Origin of the sequence: Bacillus basilensis, from assembly GCF_050630465.1 — a bacterium.
Lineage (GTDB): Bacteria > Bacillota > Bacilli > Bacillales > Bacillaceae_G > Bacillus_A > Bacillus_A basilensis.
This window is the reverse complement of the sequence record NZ_JBNTQO010000024.1, coordinates 13,304-29,191: the sequence shown is the minus strand read 5'-3', so window position 1 is coordinate 29,191 and position 15,888 is coordinate 13,304. Positions and strand designations below refer to the sequence as shown.

At 36.6% G+C, this 15,888-nt stretch carries 19 protein-coding genes and 1 other annotated feature; of the genes, 16 read left to right on the top strand and 3 right to left on the bottom strand.

The genetic code is table 11. The features are described 5' to 3' along the window. The first annotated feature begins 80 nt into the window (after positions 1 to 80). Positions 81 to 269, top strand: a complete 189-nt coding sequence (locus ACQVV1_RS26975) for a hypothetical protein (RefSeq protein ID WP_000469281.1) — start codon at positions 81 to 83, stop codon at positions 267 to 269. An 18-nt stretch (positions 270 to 287) separates the two neighbouring features. Continuing rightward, a complete protein-coding gene (locus ACQVV1_RS26970; protein ID WP_001053553.1) occupies positions 288 to 416 on the top strand; it encodes a YrzQ family protein in 129 nt (42 codons plus the stop codon). Between the two features lie 35 nt (positions 417 to 451). Here ACQVV1_RS26970 and ACQVV1_RS26965 read toward each other — a convergent pair whose 3' ends face one another. Next, on the bottom strand, positions 452 to 664 hold the full coding sequence (locus ACQVV1_RS26965) for a hypothetical protein (RefSeq protein WP_060632362.1): 213 nt from the start codon (positions 662 to 664) through the stop codon (positions 452 to 454). 176 nt (positions 665 to 840) lie between these two features. Here ACQVV1_RS26965 and ACQVV1_RS26960 point away from each other — a divergent pair, with 176 nt between their 5' ends. Beyond that, positions 841 to 1,908 carry an AI-2E family transporter gene (locus tag ACQVV1_RS26960; RefSeq protein WP_063222865.1) on the top strand — a complete coding sequence of 356 codons (1,068 nt, stop codon included), beginning with the start codon at positions 841 to 843 and terminating at the stop codon, positions 1,906 to 1,908. Between the two features lie 38 nt (positions 1,909 to 1,946). Here ACQVV1_RS26960 and ACQVV1_RS26955 read toward each other — a convergent pair whose 3' ends face one another. After that, positions 1,947 to 2,291, bottom strand: coding sequence for a PH domain-containing protein (locus ACQVV1_RS26955; protein ID WP_242256441.1), 345 nt, complete (start codon positions 2,289 to 2,291; stop codon positions 1,947 to 1,949). 222 nt (positions 2,292 to 2,513) lie between these two features. Then, positions 2,514 to 2,733: a binding site (T-box leader), on the top strand. 40 nt (positions 2,734 to 2,773) lie between these two features. Here ACQVV1_RS26955 and alaS point away from each other — a divergent pair. The 12 genes from alaS to ACQVV1_RS26895 all read left to right on the top strand — a co-directional run bounded on the left by alaS (position 2,774) and on the right by ACQVV1_RS26895 (position 14,860). Beyond that, positions 2,774 to 5,416, top strand: coding sequence for an alanine--tRNA ligase (gene alaS / locus ACQVV1_RS26950; protein WP_060632359.1), 2,643 nt, complete (start codon positions 2,774 to 2,776; stop codon positions 5,414 to 5,416). Between the two features lie 76 nt (positions 5,417 to 5,492). Then, positions 5,493 to 5,759 (top strand): IreB family regulatory phosphoprotein, encoded by a 267-nt coding sequence (locus ACQVV1_RS26945; RefSeq protein WP_000348590.1) that lies wholly within the window; start codon positions 5,493 to 5,495, stop codon positions 5,757 to 5,759. 3 nt (positions 5,760 to 5,762) lie between these two features. After that, positions 5,763 to 6,176 (top strand): Holliday junction resolvase RuvX, encoded by a 414-nt coding sequence (gene ruvX / locus ACQVV1_RS26940; RefSeq protein ID WP_063222868.1) that lies wholly within the window; start codon positions 5,763 to 5,765, stop codon positions 6,174 to 6,176. Positions 6,177 to 6,188: 12 nt separating this feature from the next. Next, the gene (locus tag ACQVV1_RS26935; protein WP_000392245.1) at positions 6,189 to 6,467 is read left to right on the top strand and encodes a DUF1292 domain-containing protein; all 279 of its coding nucleotides are present in this window, start codon (positions 6,189 to 6,191) and stop codon (positions 6,465 to 6,467) included. A 219-nt stretch (positions 6,468 to 6,686) separates the two neighbouring features. Continuing rightward, a complete protein-coding gene (gene mltG / locus ACQVV1_RS26930; protein WP_242256443.1) occupies positions 6,687 to 7,757 on the top strand; it encodes an endolytic transglycosylase MltG in 1,071 nt (356 codons plus the stop codon). Between the two features lie 202 nt (positions 7,758 to 7,959). Beyond that, on the top strand, positions 7,960 to 8,601 hold the full coding sequence (locus ACQVV1_RS26925; RefSeq protein WP_063222870.1) for an O-methyltransferase: 642 nt from the start codon (positions 7,960 to 7,962) through the stop codon (positions 8,599 to 8,601). Between the two features lie 7 nt (positions 8,602 to 8,608). Further along, complete coding sequence (locus ACQVV1_RS26920) at positions 8,609 to 9,538, top strand: peptidase U32 family protein (protein ID WP_063222871.1); 930 nt, start codon at positions 8,609 to 8,611, stop codon at positions 9,536 to 9,538. 18 nt (positions 9,539 to 9,556) lie between these two features. After that, positions 9,557 to 10,837 (top strand): peptidase U32 family protein, encoded by a 1,281-nt coding sequence (locus ACQVV1_RS26915; protein WP_000217970.1) that lies wholly within the window; start codon positions 9,557 to 9,559, stop codon positions 10,835 to 10,837. 17 nt (positions 10,838 to 10,854) lie between these two features. Beyond that, positions 10,855 to 11,493 carry a uridine kinase gene (gene udk / locus ACQVV1_RS26910; protein WP_000537079.1) on the top strand — a complete coding sequence of 213 codons (639 nt, stop codon included), beginning with the start codon at positions 10,855 to 10,857 and terminating at the stop codon, positions 11,491 to 11,493. 279 nt (positions 11,494 to 11,772) lie between these two features. Then, positions 11,773 to 12,249, top strand: coding sequence for a transcription elongation factor GreA (greA, locus tag ACQVV1_RS26905; RefSeq protein WP_063222872.1), 477 nt, complete (start codon positions 11,773 to 11,775; stop codon positions 12,247 to 12,249). A 92-nt stretch (positions 12,250 to 12,341) separates the two neighbouring features. Beyond that, positions 12,342 to 14,096, top strand: a complete 1,755-nt coding sequence (locus ACQVV1_RS26900) for a peptidoglycan D,D-transpeptidase FtsI family protein (RefSeq protein ID WP_309259355.1) — start codon at positions 12,342 to 12,344, stop codon at positions 14,094 to 14,096. Positions 14,097 to 14,212: 116 nt separating this feature from the next. Continuing rightward, entirely contained in the window at positions 14,213 to 14,860 is a 648-nt protein-coding gene (locus ACQVV1_RS26895) for a YrrS family protein (protein ID WP_242256449.1), read from the top strand. 35 nt (positions 14,861 to 14,895) lie between these two features. On the opposite strand, the gene ACQVV1_RS26890 is transcribed toward ACQVV1_RS26895, so the two are convergent. Continuing rightward, the gene (locus ACQVV1_RS26890; RefSeq protein ID WP_000010984.1) at positions 14,896 to 15,111 is read right to left on the bottom strand and encodes a YrzA family protein; all 216 of its coding nucleotides are present in this window, start codon (positions 15,109 to 15,111) and stop codon (positions 14,896 to 14,898) included. Positions 15,112 to 15,247: 136 nt separating this feature from the next. Here ACQVV1_RS26890 and ACQVV1_RS26885 point away from each other — a divergent pair, with 136 nt between their 5' ends. After that, complete coding sequence (locus ACQVV1_RS26885) at positions 15,248 to 15,886, top strand: class I SAM-dependent methyltransferase (RefSeq protein ID WP_063222874.1); 639 nt, start codon at positions 15,248 to 15,250, stop codon at positions 15,884 to 15,886. Positions 15,887 to 15,888 lie beyond the last annotated feature (2 nt).

Below are 15,888 nucleotides of genomic sequence, written 5' to 3'. Positions count from 1 at the left end.
GCTCCAGCAATGTATAAATGAATGCGGTTTGGACATAATGGCGAATAGAATCTGGGAGACTGTAAGGAGATGAAAGCCATATGTTTATTTGTCCAAATTGCAAAGGGAAAGACATTGGAAAAATAGGTGTCAACCAATTTTATTGCTGGAATTGTTATATCGAATTATCGGTTTCAAAGGGGAAAATCCATACGCATCAAGTAGAGGAAGATGGTTCATTAAGCTCTCTTGATGATTTATTTGATGAAAACGAAAGAACGATCGGATAACGAAAAGGGGGATTTACTTTGAATCTACGCAATTCATTAATCGCATTAGGTGTTGGAGCGGCAGCATATCAATATGCTCGCAAACAAGATGTATTTTCAAAACGTAATATGAAAAAAGCACGTAAGATGATTAAATCTTATTTATAAGCGTAAAAAACTCCCTTCATGATAAGGGAGTTTTTTTATGCGCTTGTATGCAAATATAAAAGTCCAATTTCAGAGAAGAGATAAGATAGGCCGTAACATCCAACGCCAAGCATGCCGTAATGAAATAATTGCTTCGCCCTTTCTTTTCGTGAAGAACGAATAAAGAAACCTTTCCAAATACCAAACCCGATACAAATCCATTCAAGAATCATAAAAAGTGCAGATAAGATGAGCATAAATAAAACCATTATGAGCCCTCCTGATTATATTGTTTCATGTTGCATTCTCAGGGGTGGTTGTCCTTGTTATGTTATGTATATGTACGTCTTTACAAAACAGTATGGTCGGTATGAAAAGATTTTAAAAGTTTTGCACATAACCTACCCTATTTATTTTCAAAATAAAGGTGGAGGAGGTTTTTCGTGTGAAGAATCTTAAAATCATTTGGATATATCGTTTAGGATTATTGTTACTTGTATTTCTTTGTCTGCTCGTCTTTTTAAAGATTAAGCCGCTATGGGCACCGATTATTTTTGTATTTAAAGTGGCGATTACACCGTTTCTTATTGCGTGTTTTATTGCGTATTTATTGCATCCTTTAATTGAAAAAATTCATAAGGAAGGGATGCCGCGCACACTCGCTATTTTGCTTATTTACATCCTTTTCTTTGGCGGAATTGGTTATGGAATTTATAAAGGAACACCAGTCGTTATTAAGCAGTTACAAGAAATCAATGAACAATTTCCGCAGTTTACAAAAATGTATGATTCTTGGATGGATGGCGTTACGGAACAAACGGCGAATTTTCCATCATTTATTCATGAAAAGGTGAAACAAATTTTTGGTGGTGTAGAAGCAAAAATACAAGCACTTTTAAATAAAGTGATGAGTACAGCTCGCGGTGTACTCGATTCATTGCTCATTATTTTTTTAATACCGTTCATTGTATTTTACATATTAAAAGATTATGGTGAGTTTTATCATATCTTTTGGAAACTAGTCCCGAGTAAATGGCGTAGTACGGGACAAATGCTTGCAAAAGAAATTGATAAGTCACTCGGAAGTTATATTCGAGGACAGTTATTTGTTTGCTTAGTATTAGGGGGAGTGTCCGTTCTTTCTTTTTGGTTTATCGGCATGAAATATCCATTATTACTTGGCATTATTATTGGGGTGACGGATATAATACCATACTTTGGTCCTATTTTAGGAGCAATCCCGACATTAATGATTGCAGCAACTGTATCAACGAGTTTACTCATTAAGGCAGGGATTACGATTGCTATTTTACAATTTTTGGAAAGTAACATTTTATCGCCTTACATTGTTGGTAAGTCGCTTCGCATGCATCCTGTTATTATTATGCTTGCCTTACTAGTTGGAGGAGAGGTTGCGGGGATTGTGGGGTTGTTAATATCGGTTCCGATTTTAGCTGTTATTCGTACAGTGATTGTGCATGTGAGACCTCTTTGGAAAAGAGAAGATGTGTAATAAGAAAGCCCTCTATTTATAAAAGTAGAGGGCTTTCATTATTTAGAGAGCTGTTCGTGTATTTGTTGAACGAGAGAGCTGACATCATTTGTTTGAATATGTTTTATTATTTTCCATTCATTATCATACATAAATACAATTTGACTGCTGAAAAGATGTTTTTTCTCTTTTAGATTAGAAATTTTTGTGAAAGAGTACTCCTCAAATAATGGGTTCTTACTTACATCTGGTCCATAAAAGAAGAGTCGTTTGTTCGTTAAAATTAACAGCCCTGGTCTTGCGACGGAACGATATATAAATATATCTAATGAACATGCTGCGTAAAATAATATCGTTTCATCAGTCGTTAACATATTTTTAGCTTTATTCAATAAGGTTGTCATTATAATCGCTCCTTTATTATTGATAATTTGATTATAACAAAAATAAAATGTTCAGAAAAGTTTATAGGATTAGTACAATTTATTAATACATGCATAATATATGAAAAGGCTGTTAAGAATGACTAGTAGAATAGCTATGATTAATAAACAATTGATATAATATAAATGATTATCTACATTGACAAACTTAAGAGAATTCTATTATATTTAGTCATATAATACATTAAATCAATGACGGAACAAGTACGTTACAGTCCATTTATAGAGAGAAGCTTCCACATGGCTGAAAGAAGCTTTAAATGAAGGGTAACAGAAAGCTAATCCTGAGAGCAGCTAATCACTGCCGTCTTGCCACGTTACGGCACCATGAGGTGATGAATTGATTGTTATAACAATCAATTCATAATTAGGGTGGTATCGCGAGTTAACTCTCGTCCCTTTTATAGGGGCGGGAGTTTTTTATATTTAAGGAGGAAAATACAATGAAACAACTAACAGGCGCACAAATTCGTCAAATGTTTTTAGACTTTTTCCAAGAAAAAGGACATGCAGTAGAACCTAGTGCATCACTAGTTCCACATGAGGATCCATCTCTTTTATGGATTAACAGTGGTGTAGCAACATTAAAAAAATATTTTGATGGACGCGTAATCCCGCAAAATCCACGTATTACAAATGCTCAAAAATCAATTCGTACAAACGATATTGAAAACGTAGGGAAAACAGCTCGTCACCATACATTCTTTGAAATGTTAGGGAACTTCTCAATCGGTGATTACTTTAAAGAAGAAGCAATTACTTGGGCTTGGGAATTCTTAACGAGTGACAAATGGATCGGATTCGATAAAGAATTATTATCAGTTACAATCCATCCAGAAGATGAAGAAGCATTCACAATTTGGAATGAGAAAATGGGTGTTCCAAAAGAGCGCATCATCCGTTTAGAAGAAAACTTCTGGGATATCGGTGAAGGACCAAGTGGACCGAATACGGAGATTTTCTATGACCGCGGAGAAGCTTACGGTAATGACTTTAGTGACCCAGAATTATATCCGGGCGGAGAAAACGAGCGTTACTTAGAAGTATGGAACCTTGTATTCTCTCAATTTAACCATAATCCAGACGGTTCATATACACCACTTCCTAAGAAAAACATCGATACAGGGATGGGTCTAGAGCGTATGACATCTATCGTTCAAGATGTGCCTACAAACTTTGACACAGACTTGTTCATGCCAATGATTGGTGCAACAGAAACAATCTCTGGTGAGAAGTATCGTAATGGTGACTTAGAAAAAGATATGGCGTTTAAAGTAATTGCTGACCATATCCGTACAGTCACATTCGCTGTTGGTGACGGTGCTCTTCCATCTAACGAAGGCCGTGGTTATGTATTACGTCGTTTATTACGCCGTGCTGTTCGTTACTCTAAGAAATTAAACATCAACCGTCCATTCATGTTTGAATTAGTACCGGTTGTTGGAGAAGTAATGAAAGACTTCTATCCAGAAGTACTTGAGAAGAAAGATTTCATCGCAAAAGTTGTGAAAAATGAAGAAGAGCGTTTCCACGAAACACTTCATGATGGTGAAGCAATTTTAGCTGAAGTTATCGCAAAAGCAAAAGAAGAAAAAACAACTGTTATTTCTGGAGTAGATGCGTTCCGTCTATATGACACATACGGTTTCCCAATTGAATTAACAGAAGAATATGCAGAAGAAGCTGGTATGACAGTTGATCAAGAAGGCTTTGAAAATGAAATGGAAAAACAACGTGAGCGTGCACGTGCTGCTCGTCAAGACGTTGATTCTATGCAAGTTCAAGGCGGTGTCCTTGGAGAAGTGAAAGTAGCGAGCGAATTCGTTGGTTACGGTACAGTTGCAACAGAAAGTAACGTTGTTGCACTTGTGAAAAACGGCGAATACACAGACAGCTTACAAGCTGGCGAAGAAGGACAATTGATGCTTGATGTAACACCATTCTATGCTGAGAGCGGCGGACAAATTGCAGACCGTGGTTACCTTCTTGCTGATGGCGTGAAAGTTCTTGTAAAAGACGTACAAAAAGCACCAAATGGTCAAAACTTACACAAAGTTGTTGTGGAAGAAGGTACGTTAACGAAAGATGCGGCTGTGAAAGCTATTATCGATACGAAAAACCGTAGTAGCGTTGTGAAAAACCATACAGCAACTCACTTACTACACCAAGCATTAAAAGACGTTCTTGGAACGCATGTTAACCAAGCAGGTTCTCTTGTAACTTCTGAACGTTTACGCTTTGACTTCTCTCACTTCGGTCAAGTACAAGCTGACGAATTAGAAAAAATTGAGCGTATTGTAAACGAGAAAATTTGGGAAAGTATTGATGTTGAGATTTCTCAAAAAGCAATCGAAGAAGCGAAAGAAATGGGCGCAATGGCATTATTCGGTGAAAAATACGGTGATGTTGTACGCGTTGTACAAGTTGGCGATTATAGCTTAGAGCTTTGCGGTGGTTGTCACGTTGATAACACAGCTTCTATCGGTATTTTCAAAATTGTTGCTGAGTCTGGTATCGGTGCAGGAACTCGTCGTATTGAGGCGGTAACTGGTAAGTCTGCTTATGAATTAATGAACGATCAAGTAGGTTTATTAAAAGAAGCAGCTGGAAAAATGAAAACAAATCCGAAAGATATTTTAACAAGAGTAGATGGTTTATTTGCTGAAGTAAAACAACTTCAAAAAGAAAACGAATCTCTTGCAGCGAAATTAAGCAATATCGAAGCTGGAAACTTAACTGATTCAGTAATGACAGTTGATGGCGTGAACGTATTAGCGGCAAAAGTAAATGTTGCAGATATGAACAACTTACGTACGATGATGGATGACCTGAAAAATAAATTAGAATCAGCAGTTGTCGTATTAGCGTCTGTAAATGATGATAAAGTAAACATCTTAGCTGGCGTAACGAAAGATTTAATTAGCCAAGGATACCATGCTGGTAAACTTGTGAAAGAAGTAGCTTCTCGTTGTGGCGGTGGCGGTGGTGGCCGTCCTGATATGGCACAAGCGGGCGGTAAAAACCCAGCGCAAGTTGAGGAAGCTTTAGCATTTGTACAAGAGTACGTTAAATCTGTTTCAAAATAAAGAGATAGTAGTGTACAATGGTAGGGAGAGGAGAAGTTCTTCTCCCTATACTTACTATATAAGTGAGGTGCTTGAAATGGACGGTTTTGATAAAACAATGAAGTTTAGCATTCAAGATGAAAAACAGAGTGTCCATGTAAATGATGTACTTTTAACTGTGTATGATGCACTTCAAGAAAAAGGCTATAATCCGATTAACCAAATCGTCGGTTATTTATTAAGTGGAGACCCAGCATACATACCTCGCCATAAAGATGCACGAAGCATCATTCGCAAGCTTGAACGTGATGAATTAATTGAAGAGCTTGTGAAGTCTTACTTGAAACATCATCGTGAGGAGTAGTTTATGCGGATATTAGGTTTAGATGTAGGTACAAAAACAGTCGGAGTTGCAATTAGCGACGAAATGGGCTGGACAGCACAAGGGTTAGAAACAATTAAAATTAACGAAGAAAGAGGTAATTTTGGTTTTGACCGTATTTCTGAGTTAGTAAAGCAGTACAATGTGGACAAAATAGTAGTAGGTTTACCTAAAAATATGAATGGTACAATTGGCCCACGTGGTGAAGCGTGCCAGCAATTTGCAGAAAACCTACGAGAGCTGTTACAATTAGACGTTGTAATGTGGGACGAGCGTTTGTCAACGATGGCAGCGGAACGTCTGCTCATTTCAGCTGATGTAAGTCGTAAGAAGCGAAAGCAAGTAATCGATAAGATGGCTGCAGTCGTAATCTTACAAGGATTTTTAGATAGTAAATAAGAGGTGACCAAAATGGAAGAAAATCAAATTACAATTGTAGACGAAAAAGGTAACGAACATTTATGTGAAATTATTTTCACTTTTGATGCTGAAAAATTCGGTAAAAAATCATACGTAGTCTTTTCTCCAATCGGTGAAGTAGACGAAGATGGAGACCCAATTTATGATGCAATGGCTTATGAGCAAAATGAAGAAGAGGGCGGAAGTTTACTTCCAATCGAATCTGAAGAAGAGTGGGAAATGGTACAAGAAATGTTCAACACTCTAGCTGATGAGCAAGAAGCTGAATAATTAAGTATTGAAAAGGTGGACGACATATAGTCCACCTTTTTTTATATGTAAAATGAAAGATTTTTTGTCGAAACTGTGTAATCCTTTGTAGTATAATGAGACGGATTGTAGAAAAAATAAAGTATCTGTCAAAAATGATAGGTAAGTTTATTGTGATTTTGTATCGTGTTGTATAGAAATATGTACATATGGCCTACAATTGAATAAGGAGGAAGAGTTTTGGTAGAGAATCAAGTGAAAAAGAAGCGTAGACGCATTTTTTTATTTTCGATTATTGCACTGCTTTTAGTTTGTGGTTCAGTCTATGCGTATATTTCATCCGCATTAGGACCAGTTGACAGCGGGAATAAAAAAGAGATTGAAGTAGAAATTCCAAAGGGATCATCTACTAGTAAAATTGGTGAGATTTTAGAAGAAAAAGGTGCTGTGAAAAACGGTACAGTTTTTAGTTTTTATACAAAGGCTAAATCTAAAAATTTACAAGCGGGTACATATTTATTAAATTCTTCAATGAATGCAAAAGATGTTATAGAACAAATGTCATCTGGTAATGTACATCGTCCAGCTCTTTATAAAGTGACGATAAAAGAAGGGGCACAAGTAACCGAAATTGCAGAAACGGTTGCAAACGAATTAAAGTGGAATAAAGATGATGTCGTACGTCAATTAAACGATAAAGCATTTATTCAAAAAATGCAGAAAAAGTATCCGAAGTTACTAACGGATAAAATCTTTGATAGCAATATTAAATATCCATTAGAAGGTTATTTATATCCTGCGACGTACTCTTTCTATAAAAAAGATACAACGTTAGAAGAAATTGTAATTCCAATGCTTGAAAAAACAAATGCAATCATTGTTCAAAACGAGGCAAAAATGAAAGCGAAAAACTGGGATGTTCATCAGCTTTTAACATTGTCTTCACTTATTGAAGAAGAGGCAACAGGTTTTACAGATCGTCAAAAGATCTCTAGTGTCTTTTATAATCGTTTAGCGAAAGGTATGCCACTGCAAACTGATCCAACGGTATTATACGCACTTGGAAAGCATAAACAACGTGTATTATACGAAGATTTAAAAATAAACTCACCGTACAATACGTATGTTGTGAAAGGATTGCCGGTTGGCCCAATAGCAAACTCTGGTAAACATTCAGTAGAAGCGGCGTTAGAGCCTACGCAAACAGATTATTATTATTTCTTAGCTGCACCAACTGGTGAAGTGTACTATGCGAAAACATTGGAAGAGCATAATGCATTAAAGCAAAAATATATTACGAAAAAACAGTGAAATGGGGAGGGGTAGCGAAAAAGGTCGCACATCCCTCTTTTTTGTGGTAAAATATATCGGGTTAAAAACTGGCAGAAGAATCGTTTTTAATATCAAAACGGGACGTACAAGCTAAGGGTGAAGCTGGCTTGTATTTTTATTGCATTCTATGTGTGAAAAGACGTCATAGAGGCACTTCTCCATGTAAATAAGGAGGACCATTATGGAGGATGCAGTTAACGAGTACCTATTATCATTTATTGATCCAAAAGATAAATTAATTCTTGAAATGGAAGACTATGCGAAAGAAAATCATGTGCCGATTATGGATCGACTTGGAATGGAATTTATGTTGCAATTTTTACGTTTAATTGGACCGAAAAGCATTTTAGAGCTTGGTACAGCAATTGGCTATTCTAGTATTCGTATGATGCAAGCTATTCCAAATTCTCGCATTGTGACAGTTGAGCGCAATCGCGAGCGATATGAAAAAGCACTTGAATATATAGAACGTTCACCAGTTAAAGAGCGTATTTCCGTTATTTACGGTGATGCATTAGAAACAGGCGAGCAAGTAGAAGAACATGGAACATTTGACGTTATTTTTATTGATGCAGCAAAAGGACAATATCGTCGCTTTTTTGACTTATATGAACCGTTATTAAATCCTGGTGGTGTAATTATTTCAGATAATGTTATGTACCATGGCCTTGTAACGACTAAAGAGAAAATTGAAAACAGACGTACACGTGGTTTAATCCGTCGTATTAAGACGTACAATGAATGGCTTATGAACCATGAAGGATATGATACAACGATTTTCCCAATTGGTGATGGAGTAGCTGTTAGTAAAAAGAAAGGGTGACCAAGGTATGAAAAAACCTGAATTGTTAGTAACGCCAAAAGCAGTGGCGGATATCGAACCTCTTGCGAAAGCAGGAGCAGATGCGGTAATGATCGGTGAGCAAAAGTTTGGTTTACGTTTAGCAGGGGAATTTTCACGTGAAGATGTGAAACAAGCTGTGAAGATTGCACATGAAAATGGTGTAAAAGTATACGTAGCAATGAATGCTATGTTCCACAATGATAAAGTAGAAGAATTGACAGACTATGTTGCATTTTTAAATGAAGTACATGTAGATGCAATTGTTTTCGGTGATCCAGCGGTATTAATGGCGGTCCGCGAAGTAGCGCCAAATATGCAATTGCACTGGAATACAGAAACAACAGCAACAAACTGGTTTACTTGTAACTACTGGGGACAAAGAGGAGCAAAACGTGCTGTATTAGCTCGTGAGCTTAGCTTAGATGAAATTGTTGAATTAAAAGAAAATGCTGAAGTGGAACTTGAAGTGCAAATTCACGGTATGACTTGTATGTTCCAATCAAAGCGTTCATTAGTAGGAAACTACTTTGAGTATCAAGGACGTAATCTTGACATTGAAAAGAAAAAATATGAAGAGAATATGTTCTTATATGACCCAGAGCGTAACAATAAATATCCAATTTATGAAGATGAAAATGGTACTCACATTATGAGTCCAAACGATATTTGTTTCATCGATGAATTAGAGGAACTAATCGATGGTGAAGTAGATAGCTTAAAAATTGATGGTGTACTAAAAAGCTCTGAATACATTATTGAGGTAACGAAGAAGTATCGTAAAGCTATTGATTTATGTGTAGAAGATCGTGATGCGTATTATGACGTGAAAGACGATTTATATAAAGAGATAGAGGAAATGCAACCGGTAAATCGTCCGTTAGATACAGGATTCTTCTTTAAAGAGACGGTTTACTAAACGAGGAGGGTGTAGGAAATGACTGTACAAGAAATTTCACGAGTGATCGATGGCAAACGCGTTATTGTGAAGAAACCTGAACTGTTAATCCCTGCGGGTAACTTAGAAAAATTAAAAGTAGCTATCCATTATGGGGCAGATGCTGTATATTTAGGTGGACAAGAATTTGGTCTTCGTTCGAATGCAGGTAACTTTACACTGGAAGAAATGGCAGAAGGTGTTGAATTTGCAAAGAAATATGGAGCGAAAATATATGTAACAACAAATATCTTTGCACATAATGAAAATATGGACGGGCTAGAGGAATATTTAAAAGGGATTGAAAAAGCTGGCGTAACGGGAATTATCGTTGCTGATCCGCTTATTATTGAGACGTGTAAACGTGTAGCACCTTCTGTTGAGGTGCATTTAAGTACACAACAATCACTATCCAACTGGAAAGCAGCACAGTATTGGAAAGAAGAAGGTTTACATCGTCTTGTATTAGCTCGTGAAGCAAGCTATGAAGAGATGAAAGAGATTAAAGAAAAAGTGGATATTGAAATTGAAGCATTCGTCCATGGTGCAATGTGTATCGCATATTCAGGAAGATGTACGTTAAGTAACCATATGACAGCGCGTGACTCTAACCGTGGTGGTTGTTGTCAATCTTGCCGCTGGGACTATGATTTAGTTCAAACGGTATCACAACATAAAGATGCAAAAGAGCTTCCTCTATTCCAAGAAGAAGATGCTCACTTTGCGATGAGTCCAAAAGATTTAAATTTAATTTTATCAATTCCGAAAATGATTGAAATTGGAATCGATAGCTTAAAAGTTGAAGGACGTATGAAATCTATCCATTACGTAGCAACTGTAGCGACTGTATATCGTAAAGTAATTGATGCATATTGTGCGGATCCTGATAACTTTGAGTTTAAACAAGAATGGTTAGATGAGCTTGATAAATGTGCAAATCGTGATACAGCTCCTGCATTCTTTGAAGGGGTTCCAGGACATCAAGAGCAAATGTTTGGAAATCATAGTAAGAAAACAACGTATGATTTCGCTGGTTTAGTGTTAGATTATAATGAAGAAACGGGCATCGTAACGATTGAGCAACGTAATCATTTCAAACCAGGACATGAAGTGGAGTTCTTTGGGCCAGAAATAGAAAACTTTACGCAGACGGTGGAGAAAATTTGGGATGAGGATGGAAACGAATTAGATGCAGCGAGACATCCGTTGCAAATCGTGAAATTCAAAGTGGATCAACGAGTGTATGTGAATAATATGATGCGCAAAAGCATACTTCAATAAGAAAGAGTGATAGTCGAATGGGGACGAATAAGCCTGTTGTAATTGGAATTGCTGGTGGTTCGGGATCAGGTAAAACGAGTGTAACGAAAGCGATTTTTGACCATTTTAAAGGTCATTCTATTTTAATCTTAGAGCAAGATTATTATTACAAAGATCAAAGCCATTTACCAATGGAAGAGCGTTTAAAAACAAATTATGATCATCCGCTTGCGTTTGATAATGATCTGTTAATTGAACATTTGCAGCAGTTGCTTGCATATGAGCAAATTGATAAGCCTGTATATGACTATACATTGCATACGCGTTCAGAAGAAATTATTCCAGTTGAGCCGAAAGATGTAATCATTTTAGAAGGAATTCTTATTTTAGAAGACCCACGCCTTTGTGAATTAATGGACATTAAGCTGTTCGTTGATACAGATGCGGATCTTCGTATCCTGCGCCGCATGCAGCGTGATATTAAAGAGCGCGGTCGTACGATGGATTCAGTTATTGATCAATACGTAAGTGTTGTACGTCCAATGCACAATCAATTTATTGAGCCTTCTAAGAAGTTTGCGGATATTATTATCCCTGAAGGTGGACAAAACCACGTTGCAATTGATATTATGGTTACAAAAATTGCAACAATTCTTGAACAAAAAGTAAATTTGTAATAGCATAGTAAAAGATATACGATAGGAAGGGATTTTTTCCCTTCCTATCGAATACAATGAAACATGCAACCTCATCTATATATAGGTGAGGGCATATTTATATCAACTTTCCATACATATCTTCTTTATATAAAGAAGAATTGGGAATACGGGGTTGTATGTGACAACTCCGCTAGTGCATGCGTGCTAGAAACCTCCGCTATACATATAAGTGGGGGAGTTTTCATATGGAACTCCTCTTTTTTTTCGGGGGATTGGTATATAAAAGGAGTGGAAAATATGGCAACAGAAAAAACATACCCTATGACGCAAGAGGGTAAGCAAAAGCTAGAGAACGAGCTTGAGGATTTAAAAACGGTAAAACGTAAAGAGGTTGTAGAGCGCATTAAGATTGCACGTAGCTTTGGAGATCTTTCAGAGAACTCTGAGTACGATGCAGCGAAAGATGAGCAAGCATTCGTAGAAGGACGTATTACACAACTTGAAAACATGATCCGTAATGCGGTTATCATTGAAGACAATGGTGAAGAGTCTACAGTTGTAACACTAGGTAAAACAGTAACATTTAAAGAGTTACCAGGTGGAGACGAAGAAGCTTACACAATCGTAGGTAGCGCAGAAGCAGATCCATTTGAAGGAAGAATTTCTAACGATTCTCCAATCGCAAAAAGTTTATTAGGTAAGCAAATTGGTGAGAAGGTAGCAATTCAAACACCAGGTGGAGAAATGCAAGTAGAGATTATCTCTGTAAAATAACGTAAAAATCACTCGTGTAAAAACGGGTGATTTTTTTATTTGTATAAAAGATGAAACACCTCGTCTAAACTACATGAGACGAGGTGTTTTTTATGAAAATAAAACGGAGAATTACAATTGTTTTAATTTTTTTTATAAGTATCATGTTTATATTACTTTGTCGTTTAATTCAAATACAAATTACAGATACGGAATCATTTACGGATCGTAAGATTAATTTACTTGAAAAAAGTGTTACACAACGGACGCAATCCATTACGGTAGATGATGGACGAGGCCATTTCATAGACCGAAACGGTAAGGAAATAGGTGAGCAAAAGTATCCGGTGTTAATTGTTTTTCCATTTCTACAAATAAAAAATGGCATGTTAGAAAAAATTGCGCATATCATTGGTATGTCGAGACAAGAGATTGAAAGTCAAATGAAAGATAAGAAAAGTGCATTTATCATGCAAAGAGGAAATGGACCATTTCGCTTGGCAAGAGAGCAGATGGAGAAGGTGAATCAATTAAATGTATTAGGCATTGTAGCAGCTGAAGTTCGTTTACGGCAAACTAGCGTGATGAATCATTTAATTGGCGATGTGGGTGAGAATGAACGGGAATTTCAAAAACGATACGGAGAAGTAAGAAAAATTTCAAAACAAACGCCAATTGGCATTTCAGGATTGCAACAATCATTTGATGAATTTCTTTTGACCGATGGAGGGGCAAAAGTATTGTATCAAGTGGACAGACAAGGAGAACCGATTTTTGGGAAACAAGCGAAATATACGTCGCCTGGAAATCCATTTTACCCAGTGACGATTCAAACTACTTTACATAACGAATTACAGCAAAAAGCAGAAGAAGTGGTTGAAGCAAGCGAAATAAAGAAGGGGGGATTAGTGTTACTTGATGTAAAGAAAAATGAAATTTTAGCGATGGTCAGTAAACCGTCTGTACAGGTGAAAGATGAGAATTTATATAAAACTACGCTTGAAAATCAAATGTTAACACCACATTTTCCCGGTTCTGTTTTTAAAACAATAGTTGCAGCGGCAGTGATTGATCAAAATAAAAATGTTTTTAATCGCGCATTTAATTGTAGTAAAGATTTATATGGTGAAGACCACCCACAAGTTATGATGGGTACACTTAGTTTTAAAGAGAGCTTTGCTAGAAGCTGTAACAGGACATTTGCAGAGTTAGGTAACGAGTTGATACAAAAGGATAAGATGGTGTTAGAAACTTACGTAGCGGCTTTAGGAGCCGCTGATAAGGTTGGATGGAAAGGTCCTGTATTTCATACACCTCATTTTGAGCAAATGCCAGAGGAGAAGAGTGTTACGATCTGGGGGAATGAAGGAAATAAGAATAGTAAAAAAGCGGTAGCGCAAACAGCAATTGGACAGAAAAATGTACGTATGTCACCTCTAGCGATTGCAAATATGATGGCGACAATTGCTAGAGGCGGAGAAAAGATGGAAGTGAAAGCTGTTGAAAAAATAATGTATAAAAATGGAACGGACTTTTATACATTTGAAGACCATACATTAGGTGGAAAACAGCTTTCGTATGAAACAGTGAAAACATTACAAGAGTTATTAAGGGGTGTTGTAACAACGGAGAAAGGAACAGGAGCAGCATTCCAATCATTGCCGCTAAGTGTTGCCGGAAAATCTGGGACAGCGCAAACAGGAAAAGGGACGAAAGCGAATCGTTGGTTTGCGGGCTATTTTCCATATGAAAATCCAAGATATGCTTTAGTTGTCGTGGATATAGAAACGAATAGCAAGGTAAATACAGTTACACCTATTTTCAAAGCTATTGTAGAATCAATCCATCAATTAGAGAATGAAAAGTAATCTTGCAATTCATAGTGAAATGTTTTCATTTCGTGAAAATATTATTGTAAATGTTCAACCTTTCTAGATTTAATGTTACAATAGCAAGTATGAAAAACTGCATGGAGGTTTGAAGAATGGCAGGAGGATCTAGATTCCAACAGAAACAACAAAAACGTCGTCAAAACGGTGTTTTAAATATTGCAATCGCAATTGTATTAATATTAGTAGCTATTGTATCATATCAATTGTTTGTTCCTGAAAGAAAAGAACAAGCGTCTTCTAGTGACAAAAAAGTAGCTCAGCAAACAACGAAAGAGAATAAAGCTGAGAAAGCTAAGGGCAAAGAAGAGACGAAGAAGAATGAACAAGAGAAGGCAGAGGCTAAGAAAGAAGAAGAAGAGAAGCTAAAGGCTGAAGAAGAACAGAAAAAAGCTGAAGAAGAAGCGAAGGCTAACGAGAAAGTAGCAGCTGAAAAAACACAGCCAAAGGCAACTGACGCTTATACGAAACCTTCTTGGAAGCCAGTAGGTACAGAGCAAGGTGCAACACCTGCGATGACGTTTAAAAAAGGTACAGCAGATTGGAATGAGATGAATCAAGCGATTTCAGCTGCAATTGACGTTCCAGTAGAGCAATTAGTTATTCATCGAATCGGAAATAACGGTAAAAATAAAGCTTACGGTAACGTACAAGATAAACAATCGGGTAAAAGATATTATGTAAATATTGATTGGGTAGATAATGAGGGCTGGAAACCAGTACTTGTTCAAACTCTAAACTAAAAAAAGAGAAGCTCCTTAGGAGCTTCTCTTTTTTGTTAGCGTAATTTCTTTAATTTAAAATGAACAACCGCGCTATAATACGGTCTTTTGCTTTCGGGATCCATAACCATTTGATGTGAGATGTGATGAACTTCAAGCATAAGTGCTTTATTATTATCGATTTGTTCACTAATTTTTCGCTCTAAAGAAGCTAAGTCTCCCGCTTCAAAAAATTCTACTTTATCTTCTAACATTTCAAAGGTAAATGACATGAAGACGGCCCCTCTCCTATGTAATCAACTATAGTGTAACAAAGAAAAGAAGGAAATACCATGTACATTTCAATTGACATTTTTAGAAAGAGGGAATATCATACTGATAAAACCGATAAGAAAAAGGGGAATTTTTATGGGGACAGAATTTAATGGTTTATTTGATGAGTGGGCTCATACGTACGACTCATTCGTACAAGGCGAAGATATACAATATAAAGAAGTTTTCGCCCATTATGAGGACATTCTAGAGGATGTAGTTAACAAGTCATTTGGTCATGTATTAGAATTTGGTGTTGGTACAGGTAATTTAACAAATAAATTATTACTTGCTGGCCGCACAGTTTACGGTATAGAACCGTCACGTGAAATGCGCATGATTGCAAAAGAGAAATTACCGCAAGAGTTTTCCATTACAGAAGGTGATTTTCTTTCGTTTGAAGTCCCAAATTCAATTGATACCATTGTAAGCACCTATGCATTTCATCATTTAACAGATGATGAAAAAAATGTAGCGATTGCGAAGTATAGTCAATTACTAAACAAAGGTGGTAAAATAGTGTTTGCTGATACGATATTTGCAGATCAAGATGCATATGATAAAACTGTTGAAGCAGCAAAACAAAGAGGTTTTCACGATTTAGCAAACGATTTGCAAACAGAATACTATACACGTATTCCAGTCATGCAATCTATTTTTGAAAACAATGGCTTCCATGTAACGTTTACGAGATTAAATCATTTCGTTTGGGTAATGGAGGCAACTAAGCGATAGAA